Consider the following 15,967-nt stretch of genomic DNA (forward strand, 5'->3'; position numbering starts at 1 on the left):
CACTTCCCAACAAGTCAGCACATCCGCTTCCGCTTACTCTGGCTTAATCATATTGAATTCGTTTCCGTATGTCGTTACACAATTCTCTGATTTGTGATACATGCGATATCGCTTTACTTTTTTACGCATGAAAAAAAGCTGTCCGACAGACTACTCCAGTCGAACAGCAATACTCTACTACTCTTCATCCACTCAGCTGATGCGGTTTCTATGGCATCTGGGAATGGCCAGATCGAGCTTCTTATTGTCAAATCCCCATGCCTTTTCTATATTCATTCGGCGATAGCCCTGTTATATTTTTAAACACCCGGTTAAAATAAGGCATGGATGAGAAGCCGACCATATCTGCCACCTGGTATATTTTCAAGTCTGGCTCCAGCAGCAGCTGCTTCGCCTTCTCGATCCGGAACTTGTTCATATAGTTGACGAACGAATCGCCCGTATGCTGCTTGAACAACGCACTGAAATGGGAAACGCTAAGACCGACGTAATCGGCTATTTGCGATAGACTGATCTCTTGCATGTAGCTCTTCTCGGCGAAATCGCAGGCCTTCTTAATGACGAGCCGGAAAGAGCGCTTGTGATGTTGATGCTGATGCTGTTCATATTGACACCATTGTTCGATTAAATACTGAATATGCCTTTTCAGCGCTTCCTCCGTCCGCTCATCGAGAACGTCCGATTTCTGAAATTCAGGGTACGTATATTCCAGCAGGTCATTCAGCTTTCCGGCCAATATGCGAAGCAAACCGAGCTTCGAGCTCGGATGGCTGTTCTTGTTCCTCAGAATGGATTGAACCAGCTGCGCTTGCTCCCCCATTAGCTGCTGAACATCCATGGTTTGAATCTGTTCGACGAAGGTGTTGATGCTCATCAGCTGATCATGAACAGGATGGAGCAACTCCAGCCGGTGTAAGGATCTTTCCAGCGCTTCCTTTAGTACATCTTCTCTTACCGGCTTCAGCAAATATTCGGACACCCCGTAACGTATGCCTTGCTGAGCATAAGAGAAATTATCATAGCCGCTGATAATGATACTTACTATAGGGAATTTAATTTCATCGATTTGCTTGATTAACGACAGCCCATCCATCTTGGGCATCATAATATCGGTTATAAGGACGGTCGGACACAGCTCTTGAATAAGGTTCCAAGCCTCAACCCCATCTCCGGCTTCCCCTGTGACCTTAAACCCGCTTCCGATCCGGTCTACCATCTCGACAATACCGCTGCGTATCCAATGCTCATCCTCTGCTACGAGCACATGGTACATCGGGGTCCCCTCCTCTCATCTGTTCATGTGTTTTTCTAATGGCATACAACTTCTTTCTGAGGTTAGCATTTCCCTTTAGTCGAAAAAATTTAAAATTATCCAATTATCTGAAAGTACAGCCATTTCTCCTGGAAAATCAAAATAAGATGTCACCTCTGAAGATAACATCCGATCATAAGGGCTGACCCTCCTGCAGAACATTTTGTTTTCTTTGCCCATTTCTGCGACAAGCATGAACTCAGCCTTTGCAGCCGAAGATCGCACATATCTCTTTATTCACTTTTAGCAAATATTGGCTCATGACTTCGTCGATGTGCGTGGGCAGCGCGTCGGAGAAGCCGACAATGACCACAGCCCCGAGCAGACTCTTTTGAAAATTAATAATCGGCAGGGCAACCGAAGAGATGCTTGGAACAAGCGGTTCACTGGCAAAGGAAATCCCATGCAACCGTATCGCCTCGATTTCGGTCTTCAGCTTTAATCCACGTTCCTCATCCAAGGTCGTAAGCTGCTGCTTACTCCAAACGCCTATCACCGCCTCCTCCATAAAAGCGGCGTACACCTTACCTGCTGCCGAGAGGATTGGGAGCAGCGTGCCGATCTGAGCACCGATATTCAAGCCCTGATGACTATTGATCATCTTCACGACGACCGGGCCGCTCTGCGACCATGACGTCAGCAGCACGGTTTGTTTGCAGGTCCGGTTGATTTCCTGCAGGAACGGCGTCACCCGCTCGATCATCTCCTCCTTGTTCAAGGCTTTCATGCCAAGCTCGACCAACTTGCTGCCGAGGGAATATAAGCCGTTCTCCTTATCCCGGTATAGAATCCCGCTAAGGGTGAGCGTATTTAAATATTTATACAAGTTACTTTTCGTAATCTGGGTTTTCTCTTGGATATCATTAAATTTTAGCGGTTGATCGTATGACGCCACGAGCTCAACGATACTGAAGCCGATTTGCAGTGATTGAATGGTAGTGCCTGATTTGATTTCGGTCATGACAAACAACCTTTCCGGAGGTTATAGAGTGAACAAAGTTCACTATGAATAAATAAAATATAGCGATATTACTCAAGACGTGTCAACCTGCACTATCAAAAAAAGAAGTAATCGTCGATTAGGTATATTGACAATTTTTGAAGAATACGTTTTTATTATATAATAAGAGAATTAAGTTCTCTAATATTATAATTCTTTATTCGTAGAACAAATCCTGCGATATTCTATTTAACAAAGGAGCGAAAATCATGAAATTGGTAAGCTTTAATTACGAAGGAAACACACGTATCGGATGTCGTCTCGAGAATCAAATTATTGACCTAAACCTCGCCTGCCGCTCAATGCTGGAAGCCGACGGTGTCATCCGCGCAGCGCAAATTGCAGAAGCTTATGTTCCCGCGAACATGGTGGAATTTTTACAAGGCGGCATCCCAAGCATGGCACTGGCGAACAAGGCCGTCGATTATATCCTGAACAGCACTGAGGGATTCAAATATAAGGTTCTACATAACGTGTCGAATGTAAAAATCGAGGCTCCTGTCCTGAATCCCGGTAAAATGATTTGCGTCGGCCACAATTACCGGGAGCATATTCTCGAAATGGGCCGCGGACTGCCTCCGGTTCCGGTGGTGTTTGCGAAATTCAGTAACACTATTGTCGGCCCTCAGGACGACATTCCATTCTATCCGGTTTCCGAACAGCTTGACTATGAAGCGGAATTTGCATTTGTCGTCGGGAAGCGCGCACGCAGCGTATCGCAGGCTGACGCGCTGAATTATGTTGCCGGTTACACGATCGTGAACGACGTCACCTACCGCGATATTCAAAGAAGAACGATTGAATGGCTGCAGGGCAAAACCGTGGAAGGCAGCGCGCCGATGGGCCCTTGGCTTGTGACCACCGATGAGCTTCAAGACCCTTCGGGACTGGAGGTTGTCCTGACCGTTAATGGCGAAGAGCGCCAGCACTCCAATACCTCGAACCTTGTATTCAGCGTATCCTACTTGGTTGAATTTTTATCGAATCTGATGACCCTGGAGCCGGGAGACGTGATCCTGACAGGCACGCCGGGAGGCGTTGGCGTTGCCCGCGAGCCGCAGGTGTTCCTGAAAGACGGCGATGTCGTGCGTATTGAGATCGACCGCGTCGGCGTACTGGAGAACAAAGTAAAGAAAGTAAGCGAGGGGGTATAAGGATGGCTATGAACGAAACGATTGCTGCGATCCATCAAACCACAGACGAAATTGTCGAGCTGACAAAGGGGCTGTCCGATGAGCTTATTCTCTGGAAGCCAACCGAAGAAAAATGGTCCATCCAGGAAGTCGTCTGCCATCTTGAGGAAGCGATTCCTTACTGGCTGCATGAACTGCAGGATACCTTGAAAAAACCAGCACCGTGGGGTCGTGGCCTGCAGCACGAAGGACGCCTCGCTGCTGTCAGTCAAGCACACCAGCGTTCTACCGCTGATGCCTTGGAAGGGCTCGCGAATACAAAGCAGCAGGTGGAGACTATCCTCGGTTCGATTAGTGAAGACGACTTGAAGCTGGAAGCGGAAAGTCGGAACCCACGTTTCGGCATAAAGCCGATGTCTTTTATTATCGATCACCTTCTCACCGATCATTTGGTGACCCATTTAAAGCAAATTCGCAGAAACATCGAACAGTTTGAAGCCCGGAAATTAACAAACTAAAGAAGAGGTGCGAGCCCATGGCAGAAAAATCAGATTTTTTCCAAAGTCAAACCGTCAAGGATTTTAACCAGGAAATTGAGAAATACCACCTGGGTCCGCTCTGGAACGCCATTCCCGAGCTGATGCATAAGCAGCCGACTTCGCACGCCGTAGCGTATTTATGGAAATGGGAAACGCTGTACGCAAAGCTTATGGAGGCGCGTGAAATCTTTACACCAGACCGGGGCGGAGAGCGGCGGGCGATTTATTTGCAAAATCCCGGATTAACGAATCGCCAGCCATGGGGCTGGGCGTCGACGACACAAACGTTGTACGCGGCCGTTCAACTGCTGCTGCCTGGTGAAACCGCCCCTTCCCATCGTCATACGCAAAGCGCTCTCCGGTTTATTATGCAAGGTGATGGTGCCTATTCTATCGTGCAGGGCGAACGCTTTTTTATGGAAGAAGGTGATTTCCTGACTACCCCTAAAGATCTGTGGCACGGCCACGCCCACCTCGGCGATAAGCCGATGATTTGGATGGACTGCCTGGATATTCCAACGATCTATGCGATCGGCGGGACATTCTTCGAAAGCTATCCGGAACGCATAGAGCAGCCGAATGTGCCGGACTACTTCAGCCCTGGGCGGTATGAGGGCGGTATGGTTCGTCCGATATCTGACCGGGAGCCGAAGATTGCACCGGTTGGTTCCTATAAGTGGTCCCAAACGCTAGCAGCTCTCAAAGGCTTAAGCCGCTTTGAGCCGGACCCGTATGATGGCTATGCCGTTGAATTTATTAACCCTAGCAATGGGAAAACAGCCAACCCGAACATTGCCGCTTGGATGCAAAAGCTGCCGGGAGGCTTCCACTCGAAAGCTCACCGCCATACCAGTTCAAGCATTTATCAAGTGTTCAAGGGTTCCGGCTGCTCGATCATCAATGGCGTTCGCTTTGATTGGTCACAAGGCGATTTTCTTGTCATCCCGAATTGGGCTTGGCATGAGCATATCGCTGCTGAGGATGCTTATATGTTCTCTGTGAGTGATAGCCCGATAATGGATAAATTCGAGCTTCAGCGCGAAGAGAGCTATGAGGCGGACTCAGGCCATCAGACGGTCGTAGACGAATTCAAACCGCTTTTGCCTTAATTCTTAGAATAAACCTGATTTAGACAAGCCTGCTTGAGATCCCGATCACAAGCAGGCTCTTAGGCATGCCGGCGGCTTGGTGCATGGCCGACAAAGTCATGGCTGGATAATCCGCACGACAACCGGTAGACTGCACGCAAATAACCCCCTCCAATCAAGGAAGGGGCTGAGGGGTATGCCAAATTATTCTTTATACGACTTGTTGATTTCTTCGATGATTTTATTGCCTCCGCCTTGCAACCAGCTTTCGGACGCTTTCTCAATGGCATTAATCGGATCGCGGCCCATAATGATTTTTGTGACGCTTTCCATAAACTTGGCGTTAAGATTGGCACCGCTGCGAATCATGGTTTCGGATTCCAGCCCTGCCGCCTGATTGGCATACTTATATTTCTTGTTTTCTATGAACATGTCGCCGATCTTTTTGTTTTGAGACGGTTCATCCCATTTGTACATTTGAATACTTGGATCAAAGGGACGGAACACCCAGTTATTTATTAAGTTCTGACGGTCCTTGTCTGCCGCTTCCAGCTTCTCATATTTATCATTGGAGACTTTCTTGTAATGAACCCCTTCGATCCCGTGCTTAATGAAATCAGAGCCCTCCGGCGAAAGGAAATAATCCAGCATCATGAGGATACGGCGCTGCTTCTTCGGATCGATTTTTGCATTGATTACGTTTTTATCCAGCATATCGATATTATTCGTTCCGGTTAAGCCTGTCGGGCCTTTTGGAGGCTCTAAGGGAACGGGTACGGCGTTCGGTGCAAGCTTGGTTACGTTTTTAATTGTCGTGCTGTAATCATTTGGATTTAAATAAGCAAAGCCCACTTTACTCGACTCGAACTTCTCTACGGTCGACCTAATCTTGTTAACGGCAAAATCCTTGTCCAGCACGCCTTCATTATAGGCTTTGTTCATAAAGGTCAAAAAGTTTTTCCACTCTTCTACTTGTATCTGATAAGGGGTTAGTTTACCGTTTACATCCTTCCACTGATTCCATAAGCCGAAACCGGCCATGATAAACTCAATATCCCGAAGTGAATTGGTAGTTGAATCTATATAAAACGAAAAGCCGGTCGTATCCTGAACACCATTGCCGTCCGGATCTTTGGTTGCAAATGCCTTCGCCACTTCATAAAATTCGTCCAGCGTTTTTGGTGAGGACAAGTTAAGCTTCTTTAGCCAATCCTCGCGGATGGATAAGGAATCTCTTGCTTCCGTGATATAGTAAGGAATTCCGAGTGTTTTGCCCTTCGGATTCAGCGAATTCAGTGCTTCCTGAGGAATTTTCGCCAAGTTCGGATATTGACCTAAAAGAGGCTGTGCATCAAGGAATATCCCCTGCTTCTTCCACTTATTGAATTCCGGATGAAGGACAAAAAAGACATCAGGAAAATCATTCGAAGCTGCAAGCACATTCAGCTTCTCTTTATAATTAGCAGCCGGTATCCATTGAAGCTTCAGGTCCACGTTAAACTTTTTATTTAATTCCTGGATCATCGGATGGTCTTCCGGCCAGCCTCCGCCTTGAAAGGATCGAGCCATCCAGGTGATGGTCAACTTTTCACTTAATTCACCTGCAGCCGCAGCCTTGTCATCGGACTTTTTCGGTGCTGAGGAGCCAGCATCCTGCTTTGTGCAAGCTACAATACTGCTTACTGAGAGCGCTAAAGCGCATAATACCAACAACTTCTTTTTCATTGTGTTCCCCTTTCAAATGTACAACGGTTTTTGTTATATCCTTATCATAGTTGATTTGAACAAAAACCGCTTTACACGATTCTCTGATTTCTTACCCAGAGTGAGAACAACACTTATCGCTTTCTATTATTCAGGACACTACATCTGTTGTAGACTACTCCATTAAGCTATCGTGTTCCGTTAGAGCATAATGATAGTGGGATAGATTCCTTTAGCATTCAAATACAAAACTGGTTACTGTATGAATATTAAATAGAAGAGAGCCGCTAAGGCAAAACGGTATAGAGCAAACCATTCTAATCGAATTCGCTTAATCAGTTTGATAAAAGTTACTACTGCAATCATTGCCACAAGAAAGGATGTCGTAAAGCCAATTAATATTAGAAAGAAATCGTCAGAATTCAGCAACTCGCGACTATCGTACAAATCCAACATGCTTGCACCAAACATAACAGGCACGGAAATAAGGAACGTAAAATCTGCGGCCGCTTTTTGGCTAGTACCAAGCAAAAGGCCACCTGAAATCGTCGAACCCGATCTTGAAAAACCTGGATATAGAGCCAAACATTGGAATAGTCCAATCCCGAAAGCTTGTTTATAATTAATCCCATCAATCGTATCAGCGGTTTCAGTTCTTCTACTCCGTGCTGCGATGATCATCAACAAGCCACCAGTAACTAGACCGATTAAAACAGGGGTTGGACCGAATAATTGGCTTTTTATTGTGTCCTTGAAGAGAAGATATACGATTAATGCTGGTAACATAGCCAAAATCATATGAATGACATTTAATCCTTTACTTTGGGAAAAATCCATTCTAATCAGATTAGCCCCAATCTCCAAATACCTTTTCCAATAAAGAATTAGAACTGCCATCACTGCACCCAACTGTATAACAATTTTAAAAGTTATTGCAGCGTCTCCCTCAAAGCTAAGCAAATAGCCTGCTAAAATAAGATGTCCAGTAGACGATACCGGTAAAAATTCAGTTAAGCCCTCTATTATGCCAAGTATTATTGCTTTAATTACATCAGTCATCAGTGGATATCCCCCTTACGGAATTAAACTCGTTTAACAATTTCCAGTATAAGGGGGATATCAATATATACCCATCGATTAACCTAACAATATTCAATTCAGTATGACATAATTGTCACATTGCTCATTACTTTAGTCTTGAGTAACCATCGGCAATAGCACCATATTCTTGTCCTTTCCGGCAAAGGAATCAAGTTCTTGTACCTCGACAGTAGACTTTGTTTATTCAGGTTTTGTATTGTTGTCTGAGATCTTGGGTACGCCACTCACCCCATCGTCTGATGATACATACGTTTCCGTGTGCTCTAACTTTAGACCTGTACATTCGGAAGTTCGTCAGATCACTTCTATGCGAACATTCTCACCATATCCAGTTTTTCAGCCGCGCGACATATCCGTTGGCATACCTTTTTTCCCTTCGTTCTGTCGAATCTACCTGTACTTCACACCTCATGTTCTGTTAAACATGACACGCGCAGGAGGATTGGCGGGATGGTTTCGGGATACTTGGTTCCGTCGTTCCCATCCTCGGTTATAAAGTTAAGATTACGCTTTGTAATCTCCTGCTTTTCACACTGTTTGGTGCTTATAGCATAACTTGTTGTACTTCCTCGTTGTTCAATAATATTTTGCTTACTAGCTAATCGGCTCCATGCAAAGAGCGGAACTCCTCCTCAAGTATAGCCATCGTAAGCATGTCATGAAACTCCCCATCCATATACAGAGCGTCCCGCTGTATTCCCTCTCTTTGAAAGCCTATCTTCTCATAAACACGGATTGCTCGAGGATTGAATGTGTAGACACCCAAATGGATCCGATGTAGTTTCATCGATTCGAAGCCGTATCGTAACATTTGTACCATCGCTTCCGTTCCGTATCCTTTGCCACGATGCTGCGTTCCTTGAATGCCGATGCGGATATTAGCACTGCGGTTGATGGAATCTATTTCGTTCAACACGACTTCACCCAACAGCTCGTCTGTTTCTTTCATTACAATCATGAAATCGATACGGTCTCCACTTGTAACACTAATTTTCGCGATCCATGCGGCAATTTCGTCACGAGTGAATTCTCTTTGCGAACCTGTGAGCCGGTTCATCTCAGGATCTTGCAAAAAAGTGTAGTATTCCTCTAGATCAGATAACCGTACAAGGCGCATATTAATAATTCTACCTTCGATTCGAAGCTCAGTTAATTGTTCTGTCATGGCGCGTCTCCTCCAATATCCATAAAACCAAGGTGAAATCCTTACTAAATTCGTTGATTTCTTTTTCCAGTCTAATTCCAGTGACTTGAAAATACAATAATATTTGATTTTAATTGGTTGTGCCGCTATCCTCCCTCTATGAGGATTCGCTTATCTCTTGAATACTCTCTTAATCTTAGGATTTCAATGTTCTGTACAAAGTGAAGACAACTTAGCTTTGGAACCATGTTGAAGTGCCTTTGCTTATAGCTAGCCTAACCCAAGAAATGTTCATTTTAACTGCAAATGAGTAGATAGACAAGTCCCCATCGTTTGCAATCCATACTCCCTCAAAAAAATGTAACCAGCCATCCGCCTTCCTCTTCACGATTCCCGCCGCACAAGCTGCAGTGATCGAGGCAGCGAGAGGGTCCGAAGATGGGATGTCTTCAAAGAGGATGGGGCATTCATATTCAGTCCGAATAAGCGCACGAAAAGTGTTGCGAATTGAGCCTCGTTACCTCATCGGGAGAGAAATTCGCTTCTCCGTGCTTTGCACGATGTGCTTGGCCGTCAAGCCGCGAATCCCGGCATATGGCCCAGTACTGATTCGGTTAGGTCATCAAACGCTTTTTCATAGCTCATGGGCCGGAATGCTCAAGCTGACATTCTTCGCTATCACCTGCAGAGGCTTGCCCTCGAACCTTACTATAGCTTCCCAGGTCAATATGACCTCGCTGACATCAGCCGTATCGTTAAAGAGATGGCACCGATGAATCTTACTTAAGCTGGTCCAGTGTTACCGTCATTGACTCCTGCTACTGCCCCCTGCCAATGTACCCGTTGTTCCCGCCCCTTTGCGACGGTCCTCTGTTCCAGGCTCCTCCGTCAGGATGTGCTCGACAAATTTCCAATTCGCATATTTGCTTGGATTTTTGGACGATGCTGTGCCTGGTGTGAATTCATAGTAATGGTCCCGGTCCAAAGTATCCGCGTCATTGATTGCAATGTTCATACCGAAGATGCCAGACTCTGCGGCCGTCAGTGGCGTAAGCTCGCTCAGAGGCACGCGAATGATGTAAGATGTCAGATTCGCTTCGTCATCCCGGTTTACACGCAGCCAGGAAGAAGGCTTGTCGCCAATGCTTTTTCCGCTGGCCACATGCCAGGCATAGACATCACCGCCGCGCCCGTCGAAAGCAAAACCATACTCATAATCATTGGAATTATAGCTGGTTGACTTGTCATTCAAAGTGTCTATGGTAATTTGCAAACTATCCCCTTCCCACATGCTGGCCCCGTACCGCGAATTCAGATGTACATCATCATATACCTGCACAAGTGTATAGAGGTAGTCTTCATCCCATTGCCAGTAGGCTTTGGTAGCAGAATTGCTCGCCTTCCAGGCCTCCACGGACCTCGGGTCGGCGGGAGGGTTGACGTAGATAGGAAATGCGGTTTTCCATAAAGATAAATCACCTGAAAAATAGGTTAAATTGTCCATCTCGCCTTGAGCCTTATTCACGACCGTGAAGCTCAAAGGAAGTTTTTTGATCATAAGTGTATTTCCGGCGGCATCCTTGACCGTCACATCAAACACATAATCATGAAACGGCTTTTCCCTTACCTGAGACACAGGGAATAAAATCTCCTTCTCTTCACTCGCTTGCAGTACAAAGACTTGACTAGCGGGAAGTTGCCAGCCTTCAGGAGCAGTGACTTCAACGGTACCGCTCAACGATTGGGTAAACACATTTTTCAGCTTAATGCCAATGTGCTGCATATCCGAAACAGCCTCCATCGTAGAAGACAGAGAAGCCTGTACCTTGGTCTTATTATCGACGGGAAGCGTCGTAGACCGGACGGTTTGATCCTGCTCCACCAGTGCCACTACAATCGCATTAGCCCCTGCAAATCCAGGATCCGACGAACGACACGTCAGAGACTTGCTTAAGCTTTGGCCTGCACCCAGCGTGATTTCGCTTTCCTCAAGCACGGCTTGGGTGACTGCGTTCAAAATGCGTAATTTTCCTGTAAATGGAGTCGCCCTGGTATTCGTCACCACAACTTGTAACGGGCTCTCGCCTCCTTCAAAGATAGAAATTCGGGAAGGATAGGTGTTCACAAGCAGATTCGTCGCTTCCACGGCTTCGAACCCGGCAAGCTTCGCAGACCAGCCTGCCAGCTTTAGAGCGGTTCTGTCCCAGGCCAGTGCCTGAGCGCTGCGACCTGCCTGCGCATTTTCTTGAGCACGCTTGTTCCAATTCCTCGCGTGTCGGAGAACCTCCTCGGCGAATGGCAAGCTTCCGCCCTTTGCCGCTTGCAGCTTCGCTTCAATCTGCGTGGACGTACTCGCGATCGCTGTTCCTGAAGTGAGCGCTGGGGTTCCGGCGGGGGTGGCTCCTGCGATCAAGCTTTCCCATATAAGACCGATCTTGTGGTACTGATGCAGCATGGACATCGCTTCCGGAAGATCCAGAGTATGGTCCTCGACATATGCGATAATTGCTTCTCCCTGTAAATAATGACTATCCATCCAGCTTGTCAAATTCGCATAGGAAGGAGCTGCCGGATTGGTATGAGCCGCCTGTCGCAAGGCGTTAATGGCCGTTATAATGCCCTGTGACTGTGTGAATTGGCTCCCCCATTGGTTCAGCCAAGTGCCATAGAGCTTCTCCGCATTGGCAAACAGTCTGGCATTGAGCCATGCCGACGACAGGCCAGAGATATAGACCGGATCTGTCCCCAGCGATAACGGACCGCTCACGGCTACAGGATTGCCAAGCAGATCCGTTACGGAGACCGAGCTTTCTTCCAAACCCAGATCCAGCGTTCTCGTGCCTGACGTAGACCAAGCAGCGACAACAGGCGCTCCGTTCTTCCTCCACATATAGGCTTTCAGACCGGCGCCGATGTCCGTTTCACCCACGAATTGGGCGTTGCCAAGAACGCCGTTCAGATGCCTCACCGCAATCAGGGAAGGCTTCGCCGAGAAGTCCAGATGGCGGATGACACCATAGTTATGCTCCAGATTATAAGGATCCACACCGTCATCCCTCATGTCATAAAGGCTGCTGACCTTCAGCCCTGCAGAGGCGCTGATCATAAATTGCTTGACCAGATAAGCAGCCTGAACGCTCTCCGGAACCCCATTGGAGTCGATGGAAGTGGGCCAGCCGACTTCAGTGACGTACAGGTCTTTCCAATCCCCGTAAGGCGTGAGCTTGGACGTATAACTATTCAGCTTGGACATGTACGACGTATCCGGATTATAGGGGAATATATACGGATGGAAGGACATCGCGTCGATATAAGGATACACGCCATGCTCGAACATCTCCGTCAAATATTGGTACCCGTTCTGATTCGCTACAGCACCGGCAATAATGGTGGCATCAGGAATCACCTTACGAATAGCCAGAGATGTAGCCTTGACCAGATTCGCATAGACCCCCGCATCAGGAGTCGTCTTCCAGAATCCACCATGGTTAGGTTCGTTCCATATTTCGAAGGTATCCACCTTGCCTTTGTAATGCTCCACCGTCTTCGTCACGTAATTGAGATACGCCTCTAATTCCTCCGGGGTGGAGTACCCGTATTTTTCCGCTCCGACTACGCCGCTCTTCCCGTTATAAAGCGGATGGTTGTAGCCCAGCACGGCGATGATTTTAATGCCTTTGGATACCAGATCATCCACCCACCAGTCGTGTCTGGAGAAATCGAATACCCCGCCTGCCTTCTCAATCTTGTGCCACTGAATTTCGTCACGAACAACCTTTACGCCTGCTTTGACCAATATATCGGTATCGATCGGACCGGATCGGCCTTCCAGCGCGTAATGTGTGGCCATCGCGAACATCGTGTGCTGATCGTCATACTGGCTCTGATAATTGGGCATCACCGAGAATGGCAGCGATTCACTGGACACAACCCGCGAGCCTTGCTTCACATTCACTTGCAAGCTGTATACGCCGTTGGGCAATCCGAGTAAATCAAGCTGCTCGGTAGGGGTTGCACCCGGATGAACTGTGACCGTTGTCGAGCCCGTCAACGAGGCCGTGCCGGTTGCTGTATATTCGATCAAGTACGTTTTCGGCTCTTGGACCCGTAGATCGAAGTAAACGTTGAACAAGACGCTCTGCGGTTCAAAGATGCCGCCAGGACGGTCATGCGATACCTTAATGATCCCCTCCAGCTCAATCTGGCTCCATTCCGCTTCCGTGTAGAGGGGATTGCTTCCTCCTGTCATTTGCTCTTTGGTGTAGTTGTTCAGGAGCGCTTGCTTGACATGGCTTCCCATACTTTTCACATCCAGCTTGACACTGGAAAAGAAATCCTGATGCAGGTAAAAAGCAGGCCTCACAAACGCACCGGTAAAGGAAGCTTCACTCGCAGCAGTTTGCCCCGTCAGCGCCGATACCTGCACGGCCTGCACAAGGGTAGGAGTGTCCGCGTTTATTCCTCTGGCCGTTCTCAGCCACCACCCCCAGCCCGACATGCCATCGACGACACCAAGCTTGGGTGCGTATTGGATGTACTCGGCTTGCGATAGAAGTGCCACTCCTGCAGTAGTCGTGTAATCCTGTGGACAAATGCTGTTGCTCCGGCAAGCCTCCGTGCTCCATACCTGCTGATGATGGATATATGGAAACAGCTCTACCGGCAGCTTGTTGGTCGAATTGGGATCAATCAGCTGATGGTTTAACCAATAGGCGATATTGTTCGTATCCTCAACATCGAACTTGGTAGTCTTATCGGGATCAAAAGCACGTGAACCGTAGCTATCCTTTGCCAGCACAAAATACTTGGCATATACATCGTTTGTCACACTCAGCAAAATAAATGTTTTATTAGAGCCCTTAATCCGAAATGTATTCGCTGCTGGAGTATTCGTCTGCCATCCTTCTGGGGGTGTTGTCAACCGGTTCACCGGTCCGGCATAGGCGGGAATGCAAATAAATAAAAAGAAAATCATCGCGAGTAAGGATGCGGTCGCCGTTTTTAGCTTTCCGTTGTTCACTCTTCACACCTCATTTATAAATGTTATTTTAAATGTAATCGCTTACAATTAGGCTATTTGCACAGACATGCCCAGCAGATGAAGAAGAGGCCTAAGCCCCTTCTATAGCATTCCTCTTAAAGCTTCTACCCTCTCCGGTTTCATTCCAAATGTCAGGGAGATGGGAACGCCAGTTGGCGCCCACACGGCCGTCACAGCTTCATCGTCTCGAACAACTTCCACTTCTTTCATCTCAGAGTCAGGTTCCGACACGGCAAAGGCAACTAACGCCAGCGCCTCATGCAGCTTGTTGAAATCGATGATACGCCTGGGACCACTGTACAAAACAAGATCCATTCCGATCCGGCCGTCGTCCTCCTCGTAAAGCTCCCAGTTTCCTGCTGGTGTCGTGACTTCCATGCCTGAGAAAGCCATCAAGACGTTCATCACCGTGACTTCCAGTGCTCCGATTGCTGCTGTCGCTTTCCGGCCCCGTATTCTGACCTTTACCTTCTGCAAGCTCCCCCCAATCTCAAAACGAATCCGCAGGTCACTGGCCTGAATCGTACCGTCAATGCGATCCAGCCCGATATGCGTGTCCCCGCCGTTGGTGGAGAACTGCACACCGCACAATACATGCTGTTGCTGCTGGACACAGGTAGATACAGCCGCCGCATAGTCATAACCGTCATGCAGGCAGCGCAGCGCGACATATGTCCTGCTCTCCCCGTTCACCAGGTAAGCGAGCAAATTCCGCCGCTGATTCCACAGCACTTCCTTGGAGGCTGTACCTAATGAATAGGAAGGGGTGATCCAGGTAGTGGCCGTTTTTTCGTAGCCGTCGTTCCCATCCTTCTGGTAGATCTCGTGAACCGTTCTGATGCCGGACTCCACGAATAAAGGTATGAACTGGGAAGGACATTGAACCCCACAGCCATACAGTCCAATATCGAAAGGCATATGGTCATCAGGAAAGTACCGGACCGCCCCTTTGGTAGCTATCTGCAAAAACGCCTGAACATTCTCTTTCAGCAGGCTGCTGTAACACCGGCTGTGAGGACCAGACCATTCCATCGTCGCTGCGTGGAAATGCTCCGCCACCGAGCGCCATCCCAACTCCAGCAGTTCCTCACTGAGCTGCATGCCCCGTACGACCTTTGTTGTCTTATGCATGAGCGACAGATCCGTTAGAACGACTGTCATGTACGTGGGACTGTTGTATTCCTCGAACGTTCCCAGCCGCCGCGTATACTCGGCTATGCCTTCTAGCCGTTCCAATCCGTACTCCAGATACCGAGGCTGTCCAAAAAACTCCCCCGCGATGAGGGTAACGAACGTTCCCATAATCGCAATATTCGTATAATGAGGGCCCATATTGCGCCTCATAATCGATTCACATGCATGAAACACGGCATTCCTAACGAGCTCTCTGAGTTCATTAGGAATGCGGTGACTATGGCGTACGACTGACTGGACAAGGCTTTTCCCGCAAAAGTCGGCCCAATTCCAGTCCGGCGGATTCATCTGCTTCAACGGCTCTTCATAGAACCACGGCCAGATGCCATAGGTAGCCTGCTCCGGATTCGTTTCCTGCAGCGAGATGACCTGGCGGATGATATCCATCGCCCTTTGCTCATACTGCGGCAGCTCCGTGTCCAGCAACCCCAATGCATAAATCAACGAATCGCGGGTGGAGTGAATAAAAGCTGTATTCTTCAGCGTTGTGTGGTAACCCGGGCTGCTGAATGGCGAGCGAAGCATACGCGTCTGCGGATTATAACGCTCCTCCATCAACCCTATGGCATGAACGAGCCGATCTTTCACCTCATTTCCTTCCATTTCCCAACTCCTTTTTCCTATATGTCCTAATAATGCGCCCTTACGGCTTTTAAGGTACCATGATTCATCCCGGAAGCCTACGATCTCCTTTTGTTTCAATATGCTTTT

10 protein-coding genes are annotated in these 15,967 nt (G+C 47.9%); 3 read left to right on the top strand and 7 right to left on the bottom strand.

From position 1 onward, the window contains the following. Positions 1-247: 247 nt before the first annotated feature. Positions 248-1,273 (bottom strand): response regulator transcription factor, encoded by a 1,026-nt coding sequence (locus tag BK127_RS27985; protein WP_076235319.1) that lies wholly within the window; start codon positions 1,271-1,273, stop codon positions 248-250. A gap of 238 nt (positions 1,274-1,511) precedes the next feature. Then, a complete protein-coding gene (locus BK127_RS27990) occupies positions 1,512-2,273 on the bottom strand; it encodes an IclR family transcriptional regulator (protein WP_076235321.1) in 762 nt (253 codons plus the stop codon). A gap of 248 nt (positions 2,274-2,521) precedes the next feature. Between BK127_RS27990 and BK127_RS27995 the strand changes: the two genes are divergently transcribed. Genes BK127_RS27995 through BK127_RS28005 form a run of 3 tightly spaced genes read left to right on the top strand, consistent with a single transcriptional unit; the run spans position 2,522 to position 5,093 of the window. Continuing rightward, positions 2,522-3,466 carry a fumarylacetoacetate hydrolase family protein gene (locus tag BK127_RS27995; protein WP_076235324.1) on the top strand — a complete coding sequence of 315 codons (945 nt, stop codon included), beginning with the start codon at positions 2,522-2,524 and terminating at the stop codon, positions 3,464-3,466. A 2-nt stretch (positions 3,467-3,468) separates the two neighbouring features. Further along, positions 3,469-3,963, top strand: a complete 495-nt coding sequence (locus BK127_RS28000) for a DinB family protein (protein WP_076235326.1) — start codon at positions 3,469-3,471, stop codon at positions 3,961-3,963. A gap of 17 nt (positions 3,964-3,980) precedes the next feature. Next, entirely contained in the window at positions 3,981-5,093 is a 1,113-nt protein-coding gene (locus tag BK127_RS28005) for a cupin domain-containing protein (protein ID WP_076235329.1), read from the top strand. Positions 5,094-5,276: 183 nt separating this feature from the next. Here the strand turns inward: BK127_RS28005 and BK127_RS28010 are convergent, their stop codons facing one another. The 5 genes from BK127_RS28010 to BK127_RS28030 form a co-directional block, all read right to left on the bottom strand. Then, complete coding sequence (locus tag BK127_RS28010; RefSeq protein WP_076235331.1) at positions 5,277-6,797, bottom strand: extracellular solute-binding protein; 1,521 nt, start codon at positions 6,795-6,797, stop codon at positions 5,277-5,279. Positions 6,798-7,031: 234 nt separating this feature from the next. Then, positions 7,032-7,835: an undecaprenyl-diphosphate phosphatase gene (locus BK127_RS28015; RefSeq protein WP_076235333.1), complete on the bottom strand. Its 804-nt coding sequence runs from the start codon at positions 7,833-7,835 to the stop codon at positions 7,032-7,034. Positions 7,836-8,475: 640 nt separating this feature from the next. Further along, entirely contained in the window at positions 8,476-9,042 is a 567-nt protein-coding gene (locus BK127_RS28020; RefSeq protein WP_076235336.1) for a GNAT family N-acetyltransferase, read from the bottom strand. Between the two features lie 784 nt (positions 9,043-9,826). Next, complete coding sequence (locus BK127_RS28025) at positions 9,827-14,041, bottom strand: sugar-binding protein (protein WP_076235338.1); 4,215 nt, start codon at positions 14,039-14,041, stop codon at positions 9,827-9,829. 102 nt (positions 14,042-14,143) lie between these two features. Further along, complete coding sequence (locus tag BK127_RS28030) at positions 14,144-15,859, bottom strand: hypothetical protein (RefSeq protein ID WP_076235340.1); 1,716 nt, start codon at positions 15,857-15,859, stop codon at positions 14,144-14,146. Positions 15,860-15,967: the final 108 nt, after the last annotated feature.

The organism is Paenibacillus sp. FSL H7-0331, assembly GCF_001956045.1.